Annotated in this window: 18 protein-coding genes; 17 read left to right on the plus strand and 1 reads right to left on the minus strand. The window is 71.2% G+C overall.

Going from position 1 to position 17,730, the window contains the following annotated elements:
• Window positions 1-38: 38 nt before the first annotated feature.
• The gene (locus tag BJ986_RS13600) at window positions 39-422 is read right to left on the minus strand and encodes a DUF1844 domain-containing protein (protein ID WP_179422511.1); all 384 of its coding nucleotides are present in this window, start codon (window positions 420-422) and stop codon (window positions 39-41) included.
• A gap of 310 nt (window positions 423-732) precedes the next feature.
• Between BJ986_RS13600 and infC the strand changes: the two genes are divergently transcribed.
• The 17 genes from infC to BJ986_RS13685 all read left to right on the plus strand — a co-directional run bounded on the left by infC (window position 733) and on the right by BJ986_RS13685 (window position 17,730).
• Entirely contained in the window at window positions 733-1,419 is a 687-nt protein-coding gene (infC, locus tag BJ986_RS13605) for a translation initiation factor IF-3 (RefSeq protein WP_179423887.1), read from the plus strand.
• A 102-nt stretch (window positions 1,420-1,521) separates the two neighbouring features.
• Window positions 1,522-1,716, plus strand: coding sequence for a 50S ribosomal protein L35 (rpmI, locus tag BJ986_RS13610; RefSeq protein WP_179422513.1), 195 nt, complete (start codon window positions 1,522-1,524; stop codon window positions 1,714-1,716).
• A gap of 77 nt (window positions 1,717-1,793) precedes the next feature.
• Entirely contained in the window at window positions 1,794-2,180 is a 387-nt protein-coding gene (gene rplT / locus BJ986_RS13615) for a 50S ribosomal protein L20 (RefSeq protein ID WP_179422514.1), read from the plus strand.
• A gap of 73 nt (window positions 2,181-2,253) precedes the next feature.
• The gene (locus tag BJ986_RS13620) at window positions 2,254-3,045 is read left to right on the plus strand and encodes an RNA methyltransferase (protein WP_179422516.1); all 792 of its coding nucleotides are present in this window, start codon (window positions 2,254-2,256) and stop codon (window positions 3,043-3,045) included.
• A 10-nt stretch (window positions 3,046-3,055) separates the two neighbouring features.
• Window positions 3,056-4,171 (plus strand): PAS domain-containing sensor histidine kinase, encoded by a 1,116-nt coding sequence (locus tag BJ986_RS13625; protein WP_179422518.1) that lies wholly within the window; start codon window positions 3,056-3,058, stop codon window positions 4,169-4,171.
• A gap of 20 nt (window positions 4,172-4,191) precedes the next feature.
• Window positions 4,192-5,298: a phenylalanine--tRNA ligase subunit alpha gene (gene pheS, locus BJ986_RS13630; RefSeq protein WP_179422519.1), complete on the plus strand. Its 1,107-nt coding sequence runs from the start codon at window positions 4,192-4,194 to the stop codon at window positions 5,296-5,298.
• A complete protein-coding gene (gene pheT / locus BJ986_RS13635; protein WP_179422520.1) occupies window positions 5,298-7,847 on the plus strand; it encodes a phenylalanine--tRNA ligase subunit beta in 2,550 nt (849 codons plus the stop codon). Before pheS ends, pheT begins: the two co-directional genes overlap by 1 nt.
• Window positions 7,844-8,581 carry an SDR family NAD(P)-dependent oxidoreductase gene (locus tag BJ986_RS13640; RefSeq protein ID WP_179422521.1) on the plus strand — a complete coding sequence of 246 codons (738 nt, stop codon included), beginning with the start codon at window positions 7,844-7,846 and terminating at the stop codon, window positions 8,579-8,581. Before pheT ends, BJ986_RS13640 begins: the two co-directional genes overlap by 4 nt.
• Before the next feature lie 1,086 nt (window positions 8,582-9,667).
• Window positions 9,668-10,726, plus strand: a complete 1,059-nt coding sequence (gene argC / locus BJ986_RS13645) for an N-acetyl-gamma-glutamyl-phosphate reductase (RefSeq protein ID WP_179422522.1) — start codon at window positions 9,668-9,670, stop codon at window positions 10,724-10,726.
• Window positions 10,723-11,133, plus strand: a complete 411-nt coding sequence (locus BJ986_RS13650; protein ID WP_337795303.1) for an ACT domain-containing protein — start codon at window positions 10,723-10,725, stop codon at window positions 11,131-11,133. Before argC ends, BJ986_RS13650 begins: the two co-directional genes overlap by 4 nt.
• Entirely contained in the window at window positions 11,130-12,281 is a 1,152-nt protein-coding gene (gene argJ / locus BJ986_RS13655) for a bifunctional glutamate N-acetyltransferase/amino-acid acetyltransferase ArgJ (RefSeq protein ID WP_179422523.1), read from the plus strand. Before BJ986_RS13650 ends, argJ begins: the two co-directional genes overlap by 4 nt.
• A complete protein-coding gene (gene argB, locus BJ986_RS13660) occupies window positions 12,278-13,222 on the plus strand; it encodes an acetylglutamate kinase (RefSeq protein ID WP_179422524.1) in 945 nt (314 codons plus the stop codon). The genes argJ and argB overlap by 4 nt, the downstream gene beginning before the upstream one ends.
• Window positions 13,222-14,427 (plus strand): acetylornithine transaminase, encoded by a 1,206-nt coding sequence (locus BJ986_RS13665; RefSeq protein WP_179422525.1) that lies wholly within the window; start codon window positions 13,222-13,224, stop codon window positions 14,425-14,427. Before argB ends, BJ986_RS13665 begins: the two co-directional genes overlap by 1 nt.
• Complete coding sequence (gene argF / locus BJ986_RS13670) at window positions 14,424-15,368, plus strand: ornithine carbamoyltransferase (protein ID WP_179422526.1); 945 nt, start codon at window positions 14,424-14,426, stop codon at window positions 15,366-15,368. The genes BJ986_RS13665 and argF overlap by 4 nt, the downstream gene beginning before the upstream one ends.
• 3 nt (window positions 15,369-15,371) lie before the next feature.
• Window positions 15,372-15,911, plus strand: a complete 540-nt coding sequence (locus BJ986_RS13675; protein ID WP_179422527.1) for an arginine repressor — start codon at window positions 15,372-15,374, stop codon at window positions 15,909-15,911.
• A complete protein-coding gene (argH, locus tag BJ986_RS13680) occupies window positions 15,908-17,335 on the plus strand; it encodes an argininosuccinate lyase (RefSeq protein ID WP_179422529.1) in 1,428 nt (475 codons plus the stop codon). Before BJ986_RS13675 ends, argH begins: the two co-directional genes overlap by 4 nt.
• Window positions 17,336-17,439: 104 nt before the next feature.
• Entirely contained in the window at window positions 17,440-17,730 is a 291-nt protein-coding gene (locus BJ986_RS13685) for a hypothetical protein (RefSeq protein ID WP_179422531.1), read from the plus strand.

Consider the following 17,730-nt stretch of genomic DNA (forward strand, 5'->3'; position numbering starts at 1 on the left):
GCGCCGTGGTCCAGGCGCCGTGGTCCAGGCGCCGTGGTTCAGACGACCGAGCCGGTGAGCTTCTCGCCCGGCCCCTGGCCGGGCGGGTCCTGGATCACCGAGGCCTCACGGAAGGCCAGCTGCAGCGACTTCAGCCCGTCCCGCAGGGGAGCGGCATGCTGGCTGCCCAGGTCCGGTGCCGCCGCGGTGATGAGACCGGCAAGGGCGCTGATGAGCCGTCGGGCCTCGTCCAGGTCGAGGTGCTCGCGGGCGTCCGGGCCCTCGGCCAGCCCACACTTGACCGCGGCGGCGCTCATCAGGTGGATGGCGGCGGTGGTGATGACCTCGACGGCCGGCACCTCGGCGATGTCGCGGGTGGCCTGCGCGTGACCGGTCTGGGGGTCGGCGGTGGCCTCGGCGGGATTGGGAGATTCGGTGCTCACGCTGGTAGCCTTGCAGATCGACCGGCCGTGTCCATCGTCGGGTGACCTGAGAGGGTGACCCGGCAGCGGGCCCGGTGTGCAAGTGAAGCAGCACCTGCTTCCACCCGCGTCAACCTCACGGTTGCCGGGTCAACGAGGTCACCGAGGCGTATGCCGGGGGCGCAAGCCACGCGGCATACCCACCCTCGGTGGACTCGTGATCGGATCAGGTGAGGCTTCCCGCGCAACGGCGACGGGGAGCCTTTCTTCGTCGTGGCGGCCGGACCGTGGCCACTGCACGGCAGTGAACTTCCAACAGAGGAGCACCAACATCAGCGAACCTCGCATCAACGACCGCATTCGGGTTCCCGAAGTGCGGTTGGTTGGCCCCAACGGAGAACAGGTCGGCATCGTGCGCGTCGAAGACGCGCTGCGTCTGGCCGCCGAGGCTGACCTCGACCTCGTCGAGGTGGCCCCGATGGCCAAGCCTCCCGTCGCCAAGCTCATGGACTTCGGCAAGTTCAAGTACGAGGCGGCGCTCAAGGCTCGCGAAGCGCGCAAGAACCAGGTCAACACGGTCATCAAGGAGATCAAGCTCCGCCCGAAGATCGACCCGCACGACTACGGCACCAAGAAGGGCCACGTCGAGCGGTTCCTCAAGGGTGGCGACAAGGTCAAGGTGACGATCATGTTCCGAGGGCGCGAGCAGTCCCGCCCGGAGCTGGGTTTCCGGTTGCTGCAGCGCCTCGCCGAAGACGTCATCGAGCTGGGCACGGTCGAGTCGGCTCCGAAGCAGGACGGCCGCAACATGATCATGGTGCTGGGCCCGACCAAGAAGAAGTCCGAGGCGATGGCCGAGCAGCGCCGCGCCCGGTCGGCTGCCCCGGCGCAGCCGGAGGACGGCGCAGCACAGCAGCAGGACGCCCCTGCCGTGGCAGAGCCCACCGCCCCCGAGGCGGCAACGACCGAGCCGACCACCGAGCCCAGCACCGAGCCCACCACCGAGCCGGCCAGCTGAGCAGGGCGCCGGGCCCGACAGCTGACGCCAGCTGAGGCCGGGCGCCACCCGAACCACACGCACGTACGACACACGGTTACCCAACACAAGGAGATCGGCCCCATGCCGAAGATGAAGACGCACTCTGGCGCGAAGAAGCGCTTCCGCCTCACCGGCACCGGCAAGGTCATGCGCGAGCAGGCCAATGGCCGTCACCTGCTCGAGCACAAGTCCTCGCGCTACACCCGTTCGATCGCGAACGACGTCGAGGTGTCCAAGCCGGACGCCAAGAAGGTCAAGAAGCTCCTCGGCAAGTAGCCGAGCCCATCCATCCCATTGTTTGGCCGGGCTCAGCAAGCAGCCTCGCAAGCAGTTAGACAGCAAGGAGAACTCACGTGGCACGCGTGAAGCGGGCAGTCAACGCCCAGAAGAAGCGCCGGGTCGTCCTCGAGCGCGCCAGCGGCTACCGCGGACAGCGTTCGCGCCTGTACCGCAAGGCCAAGGAGCAGGTCACCCACTCCCTCGGGTACGCCTACCGTGACCGTCGCGCCCGCAAGGGTGACTTCCGTCGCCTCTGGATCCAGCGCATCAACGCCGGCGCCCGCGCGAACGGCATGACCTACAACCGGTTCATCCAGGGCCTCAAGGCCGCGGAGATCGAGGTCGACCGTCGCATGCTGGCCGAGCTCGCCGTCAACGACGAGGCAGCCTTCGCCGCCCTCGTCGAGATCGCCCGCGCCAACGTGCCGGCGACCACGGAGACCGCGGCCGCGTCGGCCTGATCGACCACGCACCTCCGAGCGCCGGGACATGCCCCCGCCGACCCACCGCGAAACCCCGGTGTCAAATGGTCCTGTGATGACCAATCCAGGGGCGGACCGGGTGAAGTCGGTGCGGGCACTGTCCCGGCGCTCCGTGCGTGAGCGGACCGGACGCTTCCTCGTCGAGGGGCCCCAGTCGGTGCGTGAGGTGGTAGTCCACCGCCCCGACCAGGTCGTCGACCTCTACCTCACCGCCGAGGCCCGCACGCGGCACACCGACATCGTCGCTGCCGCCAGCGCTGCGCACCTCTACCTGCACGAAGTGTCCGAGGACGTCCTCGCAGCCATGTGCGACACGCCAGCCCCGCAGGGCCTGGCCGCGGTGTGCCGGGTGGCGACGGCCAGCCTCGACGAGGTGCTGGCCCAGGGACCTCGGCTGCTCGTCCTGCTGACGAACGTCCGGGATCCCGGCAACGCGGGGACGGTGATCCGCGGTGCCGACGCCGCCGGTGCCGCCGCGGTACTGGTCAGTGACGCGTCGGTCGACGTCCACGCTCCCAAGGTGGTGCGCTCGACCGCAGGATCGCTGTTCCACCTGCCGCTGGTCACCGGGCTGCCGGTCGAGCAGACCCTGGCCCGGCTCCGGGCGGCCGGGGTCCGGGTGCTCGCGGCAGACGGTGTCGGCACGACGATGCTTCCCGACGTCGACCTCCAGCCGGCCCACGTGTGGGTCATGGGCAACGAAGCCTGGGGGCTGGAGCCGCAGATCCGTGACCTCTGCGACGAGGTCGTGCGGGTGCCGATCTACGGCAAGGCGGAGTCGCTCAACCTCGCAATGGCCGCCACGGTCTGTCTCTACGCGTCCGCGGGCGCCCAGAACCACTAGGGTCGGCGGCATGGACTTCCGGCCCGGTTCCATCCTGCCGCCCAAGCAGGCCGCCATGGCCAGCGAGCTCCTGCCCGACGGCATGGTCGCGGCCGAGGCGGACGCCACGGTGAGCATCGTGAACCGGCGGGCCGCCCAGATCCTCGGCATCGACCCCGCCGAGCTCGTGGGACGCGACATCCGCACGGCCCTGGTGCTGCGCGACAACGACGGCACCGACTGGTGGGATCTCACCGACCCGTGGAACGGGCTGGACATCCGCACCGGTCACCGCGAGAAGTACCTCATGGTCGACGGTGGCGCCGAGGTGCTCGTCACTGCCAAGTACCTGCGGCCGGGGCGCAACCAGCCCGTCAACCGCGTGATCGTCATGCTGCGCGACGCCGAGGCCCGTCGGCGGCTCGAGGCCGACCACGCCGCGCTCATCTCCACCGTCGCCCACGAGCTGCGGTCCCCGCTGACGTCCGTCAAGGGATTCTCCTCGACGCTGCTGCGCCGCTGGGACCGCTTCACCGACGACCAGAAGCGGCTCATGCTCGAGACGATCGAGGCCGACGCGGACCGGGTGACGCGTCTTATCACCGAGCTGCTCGACGTGTCCCGGATCGACTCGGGGCGCCTGCAGATCCGTCCCCTGCCGATCGACGTCGCCGCCGTCTTCGGCCGCCACGTGGAGCGGGCGGTGGCCAGCGGGCAGGAGCGCGAGCGCTTCTCCATCGAGGTGCCCGACACCCTTCCCGAGGTGTGGGCGGACCCCGACCGGCTCGACCAGATCCTGTCCAACCTGATCGAGAACGCGTTCCGGCACGGCGACGGCGTGGTGACCCTCGGTGCGCAGCCCGCGACCGCGAACGGCCAGGAGGTCCTGGAGTCCAAGGGCCACAGCGCCACCGGGGTCGACCTCGTCGTCAGCGACGAGGGCAAGGGCATCGCGGCCGACCACCGTGACCTCGTGTTCAGCAGGTTCTGGCACGGTTCGGGCCGGGGGAGCACCGGTCTGGGTCTCTACGTCGTCAAGGGCCTGGTCGAGGCGCACGGCGGTCGGGTCCAGGTCGAGTCCGCTCCCAGCGGGGGTGCGCAGTTCCGCCTCAGCCTGCCATCTGAGCCGCCCGACTACCTCGCCTGACGCGCCCCTAGACTGCCGGGGTGTCCGGACCCAACAAGCAGTACGACCCCGTCGAGGTCGCCGCGCTCGACCCTGCCGTGGTGGAGCAGGCCGTGGCCGAGGCGCGCCAGGCAATCGCCGCCGCCGCCGACCTCGACCAGCTCAAGGCCGCGCGGCTGGCGCACCAGGGCGAGAAGAGCGCCCTGGCACTGGCCAACCGGGAGATCGGCGCGTTGCCCCCGAGCGCCAAGGCCGAGGCAGGCAAGCGCGTGGGCCAGGCCCGCGGCCAGGTGTCCCAGGCCCTCGCCGCGAGGCAGGCCGAGCTGGAGGCGGAGCGCGACGAGCGCATCCTCGTGGAGGAGACCGTCGACGTCACGGTGCGGGTCCCGCGCCGTCCGATGGGGGCCCGGCATCCGATCAGCCTCGTGTCCGAGCGGGTCGAGGACATCTTCGTCTCGATGGGCTGGGAGATCGCCGAGGGTCCCGAGGTCGAGTCGGAGTGGCTGACCTTCGACGCCCTCAACATCCCGGCCGACCACCCGGCCCGCCAGGAACAGGACACCTTCTTCGTCGAGCCGGCCGGCTCCGGGCTGGTCCTGCGCACGCACACCTCGCCGGTGCAGATCCGCACCATGCTCGACCGCACGCCGCCGATCTACGTCCTGTGTCCCGGCAAGGTGTTCCGCACCGACGACCTCGACGCCACCCACACGCCCGTGTTCCACCAGTTCGAGGGGCTGGTCGTCGACGAGGGCATCACGATGGCCCACCTGAGGGGCACGCTGGACGCGTTCGTCCAGCGCCTGTTCGGGGAGGGCATCGAGACCCGCTTGCGCCCCAACTACTTCCCGTTCACCGAGCCCAGCGCCGAGATCGACTGCCGGTGCTGGATCTGCGGCGGGTCCGGCTCGCTCGACGGCGAACGCTGCCGCACCTGCGGTGGCACCGGCTGGATCGAGCTGGGCGGGTCCGGGATGGTCAACCAGCGCGTCCTGCGTGCCGCCGGAGTCGACACCGACAGGTACACCGGGTTCGCGTTCGGGCTCGGCATCGAGCGCTCGCTCATGCTGCGGCACAACGTCGCCGACATGCACGACATCGTCGAGGGAGACGTGCGGTTCTCCCAGCAGTTCGGAATGGAGATCTGATGCACGCGCCCGTGTCCTGGCTGCGCGAGCTCGCCGACGTCCCCGCGGACGCCACCGGCGAGGACATCGCTGCCGCTCTCGTGCGTGTCGGGCTCGAGGAGGAGGGCCTGCACGGTGGCGACATCGCCGGACCCATCGTCGTCGGGCGGGTCCTGTCGGTCGAGCCCGAGCCGCAGAAGAACGGCAAGACCATCAACTGGTGCATCGTCGACGTCGGCGAGCACGGTCAGCGGCTCACCGAGGGCAAGCCCCAGGAGGTCGTCTGCGGAGCGCACAACTTCGGCGTGGGCGACCTCGTCGTCTGTGTCCTGCCGGGTGGGGTGCTGCCCGGTGGTTTCGAGATCTCCGCGCGCAAGACCTACGGCCACGTGTCCAACGGCATGATCTGCAGCCAGGCCGAGCTCGGTCTCGGTGACGACCACTCGGGGATCATCGTGCTGAGCGAGCTCCTCGGCGAAGAGGCCGCCGCCGGGCTCAAGCCGGGCGACGACGCCATCGCCCTGCTCGACCTGGCCGACGAGGTCGTCGAGGTCAACGTCACGCCCGACCGTGGCTACTGCTTCTCCATGCGCGGGATCGCCCGTGAGTACGCCCTGTCCACCGGGGTGGCCTTCCACGATCCCGCCGACCCTGCCGTCGTCGTCGCCCCCGAGGCCAACGACAGCGGGTATGCCGTGCAGCTCGCCGACGCCTCGCCGTTGGGCGGCGTGCCCGGCTGTGACCGGTACGTCGCGCGCATCGTCCGCGGGGTCGACATGTCCGCGCCCAGCCCGGCGTGGATGCGCAAGCGCCTGACCCAGGTCGGGATGCGGCCGATCTCGCTGGCGGTGGACGTCACCAACTACGTGATGATGCTGCTCGGCCAGCCGTTGCACGCCTTCGATCTCGACACCCTGTCGGGCTCGATCGGCACGCGCCGTGCTCGGGCCGGCGAGAAGCTCACCACCCTCGACGACGTCGCCCGCGCCCTCGACCCCGAGGACCTGCTCATCGTCGACGGGGCCGACACGCCGCTGGCCATCGCCGGGGTCATGGGCGGGGCCAGGTCGGAGGTCACCGACACGACCACCGACGTCCTCATCGAGGCCGCTCACTTCGACCCGATCACGGTGGCCCGGTCCGCGCGACGCCATCGGCTGACCACCGAGGCGTCGAAGCGGTTCGAGCGTGGCGTCGACCACGCACTGGCGGCGATCGCCGCCCAGCTGGCTGTCGACCTGCTCGTCGAGCACGGAGGCGGCACGGCCGACCCGGGCGTCACCGACGTCGACCACCGCGTGCCCATCCGCCCGTTCCTCTTCGACACCACGCTGCCGACCCGGTACATCGGGCTCGAGTACCCGCGCGACGAGGTGCTCGCGACCCTGCGCGCCATCGGCTGCCAAGTGAAGGAGGGCGGCAAGGACGACCACGTCTCGGTGCTCCCGCCCTCCTGGCGTCCCGACCTCACCGACGGACCCGAGCTGGTCGAGGAGGTCGCCCGCGTGCGTGGCTACGACCAGATCCCCTCCGTCCTGCCACAGCCCAAGGCGGCCGGTCGAGGGCTCACCCACGGCCAGCGCATCCGTCGGGTCGTCGCCACGACCCTGGCGCACCTGGGCCTCACCGAGGTGCTCAGCTACCCGTTCGTGTCGCCGACCCTGTTCGACCGGCTGGGCCTGCCCGCCGACGACGAGCGCAGGCGTGCGGTCTCGCTCGTCAACCCGCTGTCCGACGAGGCACCCGTCATGCGGACGTCGGTGCTCGACACCCTGCTCGACACACTGCGCCGCAACGTCGCCCGGGGTTCGCGCGACGTCGCGGTCTACGAGATCGGCCTCGTCACCCGCGCCAAGACGGACCCCACCAGCGCGCCCGTCCCCGGCATCGAGGTGCGTCCCGACGACGCGACGCTCGCCGCCATCCTGGGGGCCGTGCCGCCGCAACCGCGCCACGCGGCATACGCGGCTGCGGGCGAGGTCGAGCACGGGGGGCCGTGGGGGCCGGCCCGCAAGGCGGACACCTCCGATGCCGTCGCGTGGGCGCTGGCCGTGGGCCGGTCCGTGGGCCTGGACCTCGTCGTCAGCTCGGTGGTCCATGCTCCCTGGCACCCCGGCCGCTGCGCCCAGCTGTCCCTGGCGGACGGCACGGTGGTCGGCCACGCCGGCGAGCTGCACCCGAAGGTGACCAGCGCGCTCGAGCTGCCCGCGCGCACCATCGCGGGCGAGCTCGACCTCGACGTGATCGTCGCCGCGACCGGCACGCCCCTGCAGGCACGGGCCCTGTCGACGTATCCGCCGGCCCACACCGACGTCGCCCTCGTGGTCGACGAGGCAGTGCCTGCGGCGGACGTTGAGACGGCCTTGCGCGAGGGCGCGGGCGAGGGGCTCGAGTCGGTGGCGCTGTTCGACGTCTACCGCGGCGAGCAGGTCGGCGCCGGGAAGAAGTCGCTGGCCTACCGCCTGACGTTCCGTGCCACCGACCGCACCCTGACCACCGACGAGGTGAGTGGGCTGCGCGACCTGGCCGTCGCCGCAGCCGCAGCGAAGACCGGCGCGGTCCAGCGGTGAGCGCGGCTCCCGTCGCCGTGGTGACCGGGGCCTCTCGCGGCATCGGTCACCACCTCGCGACCGCCCTCGAGCACGCCGGGTATGCCGTCGAGCGGGGCTCGCGCTCGGTCGCGCCGGTCACCGACGGCGCTGCGGTCGAGCGCTGGGTGGGTGACATCATCGCGCGGCACGGGCGGATCGACCTGCTGGTCAACAACGCCGGGGTGATCGACGCGGAGGTGTCGATCATGGAGAGCGACCCCGACCAGTGGTGGGAGACCATCGAGGTCAACCTCAGGGGGCCGTACCTGATGACGCGGACCGTGCTGCCGCACATGCTGGCCGCGGGCGCCGGGCGGATCGTGAACATCAACTCCGGTGCGGCCTACCGCAACCACGACCTCGCGACCGCCTACAACGTCAGCAAGGGCGCGCTCGCCCGGTTGACTGCCGCGACCGGACTGAACGCCGTCCACGGAGTGCGGGCCTTCGATCTCGCTCCCGGTGTCGTGCGCACGGACATGACCGAAGCCATGGACGCCCACCGCGACCGCACCGAGTGGACCGAGCCGGCTGTCGTGGCCGAGCTGCTCCTGGCCATCGCCAGCGGCGAGCTGGACGAGTGGAACGGCCGGCTGGTGAGGGCGGGTGTCGACACCCCGGACTCACTGAAGGCGCGGGCTGCCGCGGGACTGGCCGAGTCCGACCGCACGCTCGGGCTGTTGCCCTGGGGAGCAGACGACCCGCTGACGTAAAGAGTCGACCCGGGCCCTCGCTGCGTGGGGTCGGTCATCACGGAGGGGGTCCGCACGCGCACAGCGACACTGTGGGGGTCAACGTCAAGGACCTGCGCTGCCCTCCGTCACGGAACGTGAGGGTCGCCGTGGGAACGCGCGAGAGCGACGCGCCGATGACGGCGAACCTCCCGACGACCTGGACCTTTCCATTGGCCTGCACTCGGAACGGCCGAAGAGGGGGCAGGGGGACAGGGTCGACGGGGTGAGTGGGCGCACGTGTTCTGGAGGACGGCAAGGGTGACGTCCCAGTAGGCGGCCCTTTCCACGCTGTACTGCACGAAGGCGGCGGAGTCCGAGGCGTCGACCAGTCCGCGGCACGGCTTCCCTTCCGGCGGTTCGGTGCTCGCGCCACACGCGCCGAGCGTCAGAGCCACCACGAGAGCGGGCACAGCTACGTGACAGCGCACGTGGCCCTCCAGCCGCTGAACGCCGGCGCATCATCCCGGGCGATGCAGTAGGTGCTGTTCGCTGTCGAGTTGATCGGATACCAGGCGGTCCCGTCATCGGTCCTACTGACGACACAGGTGGTTGGGTTGTATGTCAGCTTCTTGACTCCCGACTTGTCAGCTCGATGAAGGATCAGGCCGCGAGACGTCTTGCCGGAGGGGACAGTCGAGTCGTACCCCCAGGCTGTTGTCTTCGACGAGGTGTATGTGTAGTCGACACCGAACGTCGCCTCTGCTTTCGCCACGATGGCGCTGGCGCTCATCGTGACGGTGGCGTTGACACCTACCGCGTGAGATGACTCCTCGCTCTCGGTGTACTCACATCTGTTCGCGGTCGACCCCGCAGCGTCTGCAGGGGACGCGACCGTCACCAGGCCCAATGGCAGGATGGCCGCCGCACAAAGTTGAAAAATCCTCACGATGCCTCCGTTCGTCAGCCTCCCCCTCGGGCGACTCAGAGAAATCTAGAGGGGAATGGCCAGATCTGTAGAATCCTTGTCAGATATTCATGTTCGCCGCGGGTGGGGCCGGGATGCCTCAAAGCCAGGGGGGCACGGCGTGCGTGCATGACTGTGCAGAGTCGTGTATGTTTATGCACATGGTGAGAGTGGCAGTAGCGGGTGCGACCGGGTATGCCGGGGGCGAGCTCCTCAGGCTGCTGCTCGGGCACTCGGAGGTCGAGATCGGCGCGTTGACGGCAGGCTCCAGCGCCGGTCAGCGGCTGGGTGAGGTGCACCCGCACCTGACCCCGCTCGCCGACCGTGTCATCGAGGGGACCACGGTCGAGTCGCTCGCGGGACACGACGTGGTGTTCCTCGCCCTGCCGCACGGTCACTCCGCCGCGCTGGCCGCCCAGCTTCCCGACACCGTGACGGTCATCGACTGCGGCGCAGACTTCCGGCTGCGCGACGAGTCGGACTGGACGACGTTCTACGACACCCCGTATGCCGGCGCGTGGGCCTACGGCCTGCCGGAGCTGCCCGTGGGTGGTGGTCGTCAGCGCGACGCCCTCGTCGGGACCGGGCACATCGCAGTGCCCGGCTGCTACCCGACCGCCGTCTCGCTCGCCCTCGCGCCGGGCTTCGCCGCGGGGCTCCTCGACCCGGCCGACGTGGTCGTCGTCGCCGCCTCCGGCACGTCCGGCGCCGGCAAGTCGCTGAAGCCGCACCTGCTCGGCGCCGAGGTGATGGGGGCGATGTCCCCGTACGGGGTGGGTGGGGGGCACCGGCACACCCCCGAGATCGAGCAGAACCTCACAGCCGCGTCCGGTGCCGACGGCAGCCAGGTGAGGGTCTCCTTCACCCCCACGCTCGCACCGATGCCACGCGGGATCATCGCGACCTGCACCGCGCGCCTCCGGCAGGGTGCGAGCGGCGCGGACGCGGCCGGCATACGCGAGGCGTGGGCCAAGGCGTATGCCGACGAGCCCTTCGTCCACCTGCTGCCCGAGGGACAATGGCCGTCCACGGCGAGCGTGCTGGGGAGCAACTGCGTCCACGTGCAGGTCACCTTCGACGAGCGTGCCGGGCGGGTCATCGCCGTCGCGGCAGTGGACAACCTCACCAAGGGAACCGCAGGTGCCGCCGTGCAGTGCATGAACCTCGCCCTCGGGCTGCCCGAGACCACAGGCCTGCCGGTGGCAGGGGTGGCGCCGTGACTCTGCTGCTGCACCTGATGCGCTATGACGAGGACGTTGCGTTCGTCCGGCTGCCCGCCGGGCAGGAGCCGACCTGGGACTGGCGGACGGGCCCGTTGGCCTCCATCACCTACACCGACAGCGAGACCTCGATCGTCTGCGGTTTCGCGTCGGCGCCGCAGGATCTGCGGGTCCAGGGTCCGCTGACCGCCTACGAGATCGCCGGACCACTCGACTTCAGCATGGTCGGCGTCCTGTCCGGGCTGCTCGAACCTCTGGCCAAGCAGGGCATCAGCATCCTCGCGCTGTCGACCTTCGACACGGACTGGATCCTCGTCGACGCCCACCGCAGCGACGACGCCACCACCATCTGGAAGCGGTCCGGCTACACGGTCGCGCCGGCCAGGCTCTCGGGAGGCACAGCATGAGCGTGACTGCGGCGCAAGGCTTCCGTGCGGCCGGGGTGGCCGCCGGTCTGAAGGCCAGCGGGGCTCCGGATCTCGCCCTGGTCGTCAACGACGGCCCCGACCACCACGGCGCGGCGGTCTTCACCAGCAACCGGGTCGAGGCGGCCCCCGTCACGTGGTCGCGGCAGGTCGCCAGCGACGGCCGGGTCGACGCGGTGGTGCTCAACTCCGGTGGGGCCAACGCGTGCACGGGCGCCCAGGGCTTCGCCGACACCCACACCACGGCGGAGAAGGTCGCCGACGTCCTCGGGGTCTCGGCCGGCGACGTGGTGGTCTGCTCGACCGGGCTGATCGGCGAGCTGCTGCCGATGCCCTCGCTCCTCGAAGGGGTCGAACGCGCGGCCGGTGCGCTCGCGGTCGACGGCGGGTTGGACGCCGCGACGGCCATCAAGACGACCGACACGGTCCCCAAGCTGGCGCAGGTCGAGCGCGACGGCTGGACCGTCGGGGGAATGGCCAAGGGCGCCGGCATGCTCGCCCCCTCACTGGCCACGATGCTCGTCGTCGTGACCACCGACGCCGTCGTCCCGGCGGGTGAGCTGGACGGCATCCTCCGCGCGGCCACGGCCGTGACCTTCGACCGCATCGACTCCGACGGCTGCCAGTCCACCAACGACACGGTGCTGCTGCTGGCCTCGGGCGCCTCCGGGGTGGCGGTCGACCCGGCCGACCTCAGGACGGCCGTCACCGAGGTCTGCGCGAGCCTGGCCCGGCAGCTCATCGCCGACGCCGAGGGTGCGAACCACGACATCGCGATCGAGGTGCGGACCGCGGCGTCGGAGGCCGACGCGCTCGAGGTGGCGCGGGCGATCGCCCGCAACAACCTGTTCAAGTGCGCCGTGTTCGGCAACGACCCCAACTGGGGCCGGGTGCTGGCCGCCGTGGGCACCACCCGGGCCGCCTTCGCGCCCCACGAGCTCGACGTGTCGATCAACGGCATCCAGGTATGCCGCGCGGGCGGTGTGGGGGAGGACCGGGCCCTCGTGGACCTCACCCCCCGCGAGGTCCACGTCGTCGTCGACCTGCACGCCGGCGACCGAGCGGTCACGGTCTGGACCAACGACCTCACCCACGAGTACGTCCACGAGAACTCGGCCTACTCCTCATGACGCCACCGCCCACTCGTCCGACCAACACCGTCCGCGGCCACATCGGGGCCGCAGCCCTGCGCGTCGCCCAGGGCAAGGCGCAGACGCTCGTCGAGGCGCTGCCCTGGCTGGAGCGCTTCCGTGGGGCCCTGGTCGTCGTCAAGTACGGCGGCAACGCCATGGTGGACGACAGCCTCAAGGCCGCCTTCGCCCAGGACGTGGCCTTCCTCCGGTATGCCGGCCTGCGCCCGGTGGTCGTGCACGGCGGCGGCCCGCAGATCGCGAACATGCTCGACCGACTCGGGCTGACCAGCGAGTTCCGCGGCGGCCTGCGGGTCACCACGCCGGAGGTCATGGACGTCGTCCGCATGGTCCTCACCGGCCAGGTCGGCCGCGAGCTCGTCGGCCTGCTCAACCAGCACGGGCCGGTGGCCGTCGGGCTGTCCGGCGAGGATGCTGCGCTGTTCGGGGCACGGCGTCGCGGCACCCACGTCGACGGCGAGGCCGTCGACCTCGGACTCGTCGGCGATGTGGAGACGGTCAACCCGGGGGCGGTCCAGGACATCCTGGACGCCGGTCGCATCCCCGTCGTGTCCACCGTGGCGCCCGACCTCGACGTCGAGGGCCAGGTGCTGAACATCAACGCCGACACTGCCGCTGCCGCCCTGGCCGTCGCGCTCCACGCGCACAAGCTCGTCATGCTCACCGACGTCGAGGGCGTCTACGCCGACTGGCCGGACCGCGACTCCCTGCTCTCGTCGCTGACCGTGGGCGGAGCGCAGCAGCTGCTCGCCACGGTGGACTCGGGCATGATCCCCAAGCTCGAGGCGTGCATCCGAGCCGTGCGGGGCGGCGTCCCCCAGGCGCACGTCATCGACGGACGCCACCCCCATTCCCTGCTCCTGGAGGTCTTCACCTCCGAGGGGATCGGCACGATGATCGTCCCGGACGAGGAGTCCTGATGGGTGCGCGCAACGACGAGCTGCTGGCGCGCTACCAGCGCTCGGTGATGGGCGTCTTCGGACTGCCCCCGCTGGTCCTGTCGCACGGCAGCGGGTGCCACGTCTGGGACGTCGACGGCAACCGGTACCTCGACCTGGTCGGTGGCATCGCCGTCAACGCGCTGGGCCATGGCCACCCAGCGCTGGTCAGCGCGATCAGCAAGCAGGCGGCTGAGGCGATCCACATCTCCAACCTGTTCACCTCCGAGGGCCAGATCGCCCTGGCCGAACGGCTGGTCGAGCTCGCCGGTGCCCCGCAGGGGTCGGCCGTCTTCTTCGCGAACTCGGGCGCCGAGGCGATCGAGGCCGCCATCAAGCTGAGCCGCCGCACCGGCCGCTCGGGCATCGTCGCCGCCGAGGGTGCCTTCCACGGGCGCACGACCGGTGCGCTGGCCCTGACCCACAAGCCCGCGTACCGCGAGCCCTTCGAGCCCCTCATCGCCGGGGTCAGCCACGTCCCCTTCGGCGACGAGGCCGCGCTCCGCGCTGCGGTGACGGCCGAGACCGCCGCCGTCGTCCTCGAGCCCCTGCAAGGGGAGGCCGGGGTGCTGAGCCCGGGTACGGCATACCTGCGCCTGGCCCGCGAGCTGACCCGGCAGCACGGTGCGCTGCTCGTCCTGGACGAGATCCAGACGGGAATCGGCCGCACCGGCACGTGGTTCGCCTTCCAGCAGGCCGGCATCCTCCCGGACGCCATCACGGTGGCCAAGGGGCTCGGTGGGGGAGTGCCGATCGGCGCGCTCGTGGCGTTCGGCCCCGAGGTGGCCGGGCTGCTCACGGCCGGCCAGCACGGCAGCACGTTCGGCGGCAACCCGTTGGCAGCCGCCGCCGGGCTCGCCGTCCTCGAGACGATCGAGGAGCAGGGACTGCTGGCCCATGCCGCGAAGGCCGGGCAGCACCTCGCGAACTCCGTTCTGGCGCTTGGTCATCCGCTCGTCACCGAGGTGCGCGGCGCCGGCCTGCTGCGTGCCATCGTGCTCGCGAAGCCGGTGGCGGCAGCGGTGGCAGCGCTGGCCCGCGACGTCGGGTTCATCGTCAACCCCGTTGCGCCGCAGGCGATCCGGCTCGCACCGCCCCTGGTCATCAGCACCGAGGAGCTGGACTCCTTCGTCACCGCCCTGCCCGCGCTGCTCGATGCAGCCCGCAACTCCGAGGACCCCGCATGAGCATCCGCCACTTCCTGCGCGACGACGACCTGACCGCCGACGAGCAGGCGCTGGTCCTGCGGCGGGCGCTCGAGCTCAAGTCGGCACCCTTCTCCCGCCGCCCTCTCGAGGGGCCCCGAGTGGTCGCGGTCCTCTTCGACAAGCCGACGCTGCGCACCCAGGTGTCGTTCGCCGGCGCGATCGCCCACCTCGGCGGCCACCCGCTCGTGGTCGACGGCAACCTGTCGCAGATCGGGGTGCGCGAGTCCATCGCCGACACCGCCCGGGTGCTCGGTCGCCAGGCCGCAGCGATCGTCTGGCGGACCTTCGGCCAGGACCGCATCGAGGAAATGGCCGCGCACGCCGGGGTGCCGGTGGTCAACGCGCTCACCGACGACTTCCACCCGTGCCAGATCCTGGCCGACCTGCTCACCGTGACCGAGCACAAGGGCGCCCTGCGGGGGCTCACCCTGGGCTACGTCGGGGACGGCGCCAACAACATGGCCCACTCCTACCTCCTGGGCTGCGCCCTGGCGGGCATGCACGTCCGGATCGGGACCCCCGCCAGCCACCAGCCCGATCCCGCGATCCTGGCCCGCGCCACGGAGCTCGCCGCGGCTCACGGCGGTTCGGTGCTGGTCACCGATGACCCCTCAGCGGCGGTCGACGGGGTCGACGTCGTCGTCACGGACACGTGGGTCTCGATGGGCATGGAGGGCCAGAAGGGTGAGCGCCAGGGGGCGGCCAGCCCCTTCGTGCCGTACGCGGTGACGCAGGAGCTGATGGCTCACGCGGCACCGGACGCCATCTTCCTGCACTGCCTCCCCGCCTACCGCGCCTTCGAGGTCGAGGCGGGCGTGATCGACGGGCCGCAGTCGGTGGTCTGGGACGAGGCCGAGAACCGGCTGCATGCCCAGAAGGCCCTGCTGTCCTTCCTCCTCGAGGACCACCAGGGGGCCTGACCGATGAGCATCGCCGCCACCCGGACCGGTCGCCAGCAACGGATCGTGGCCATCCTCGGACGCACCGAGGTCCGCTCGCAGAACGAGCTGCTCGACCTGCTCGCCGACGACGGCATCGACGTCACCCAGGCCACCCTGTCGCGCGACCTGCTCGAGATCGGTGCCGTCAAGGTCCGCTCAGGGCGCACCCTCGTGTATGCCGTGCCGGGCGAGGGCGGCGACCGCACCGCGCGCCCGGCGCCAGACGGGTCGCAGCTCACCGCCCGGCTGAGGCGGGTGTGCGAGGAGCTGCTCGTCACCGCCGAGCCATCGCACAACCTCGTGGTGCTGCGCACTCCTCCCGGCGCCGCGAACTACCTCGCCTCGGCGATCGACCACGCCGCCCTGGCGGGGGTGCTCGGCACCATCGCCGGCGACGACACCATCATGGTCATCACCACGGGGGTCGAGGCCAGCCGCACGGTCGCCTCCGACCTGCTCGGCCAGTCGGCCGCCCACACCACGGATACCGACACGGACAGCGACACGGAGGAGAACGCGTGAGCGAGCAGAAGGTCAGCCTCTGGGGCGGACGCTTCGCGGGTGGGCCAGCCGACGCGCTGGCTGCCCTCAGCAAGTCCACCCACTTCGACTGGCGGCTCGCGCCGTACGACATCGCAGGGTCGCGCGCCCACGCGCGGGTGCTGCACGCGGCGGGCCTGCTCGACGATGCGGGCCTCGACGCGATGCTCGCGGGCCTGGCCGCCCTCGCGGACGACGTCGCCTCGGGTGCCTTCCTGCCGGGGGACGACGACGAGGACGTGCACACCGCCCTCGAGCGCGGTCTGATCGACCGGGCCGGGGTCGACATCGGTGGCCGGCTGCGGGCAGGCCGGTCCCGCAACGACCAGGTCGCCACGCTGTTCCGGATGTACCTGCGCGACCACGCCCGGTCGGTGGGTGCGCTGGTGCTCGACGTCGTCGACGCCCTCGTCGACCAGGCCACCCGCAACGCCGACGTGCCGATGCCGGGGCGGACCCACCTCCAGCACGCCCAACCGGTGCTGCTGGCCCACCATCTGCTGGCCCACGCGTGGGCCCTGCTGCGGGACGTCCAGCGGCTCAGGGACTGGGACGTGCGCGCGGCGGTCTCGCCCTACGGCTCCGGCGCCCTGGCCGGCTCCTCGCTCGGCCTCGACCCGGAGGCGGTCGCTGCCGACCTCGGGTTCACCACGTCGGTCGAGAACTCCATCGACGGCACCGCCGCCCGCGACTTCGTGGCGGAGTTCGCCTTCGTCGCCGCGATGACGGCGGTGGACATCTCCCGCCTCGCCGAGGAGGTCGTGATCTGGGCGACGAAGGAGTTCTCCTTCGTCAGGCTCGACGACGCCTACTCGACCGGGTCGAGCATCATGCCCCAGAAGAAGAACCCCGACGTCGCGGAGCTGGCCCGTGGCAAGGCCGGCCGTCTCGTGGGCGACCTGACGGGCCTCATGACGACCCTCAAGGCGCTGCCCCTGGCCTACAACCGCGACCTCCAGGAGGACAAGGAGCCGGTGTTCGACGCCGTGGACACGCTCGAGGTGCTCCTCCCGGCGTTCAGCGGGATGGTGGCGACGATGGTGTTCGACACCGAACGGCTCGCCTCCCTTGCTCCCCAGGGCTTCTCGCTGGCCACGGACGTGGCCGAGTGGCTGGTCCGCGAGGGCGTGCCGTTCCGGGTGGCCCACGAGGTCGCGGGCGCGTGCGTCCGGGTCTGTGAGGACCGGGGGATCGAGCTCTGGGACCTCAGCGACGCGGACCTGGCCGCGGTCTCCGAGCACCTCACTCCGGGAGTGCGCAGCGTCCTCAGCGTCGAGGGGTCGCTCGCCTCCCGCGACGCCAAGGGTGGGACTGCGCCGGCTCGGGTCGCCGAGCAGCGCGACCGGGTCGTGGCGGCCGTCGCCCAGTGCCGCGCGTGGGTCGACGAGCCGCTCGTGGTGCGCTGACGGCATACCCGTCCGCCGGCTTCCGAGAAATCTGGGGAGCCACGCGATAGGTTCGTGGCGCGGGTCACAGTCGATCCGCATCCTCCTTGCGAAGGGACGGTGTCATGAGCGTCAGGGACGACCTCACGGCTGCTGCGGGACACGTGGCCGGGCTACGGCGGGCGGTGACCGCACTCTCCAAGGAGCTCGGCAACACCATCGACGTCCAGCGGCTGCGTGACGACGTCGTGAGGCTGGCCGACGACGTCGACCTCGTGGCCCGAGGAGCCGGGGTGGGGTCCCAGGACCGCGCCGGCGGCCCGGGCGAGATCGTCTTCATCACCGACGAGGAGTACGACCCGTCCCTGTGGTCCGACGCCGAGGACGAGGGCGTCGGCCCCTCGAGGAACCACTGA

This window comes from Pedococcus badiiscoriae, from assembly GCF_013408925.1.
Lineage (GTDB): Bacteria > Actinomycetota > Actinomycetes > Actinomycetales > Dermatophilaceae > Pedococcus > Pedococcus badiiscoriae.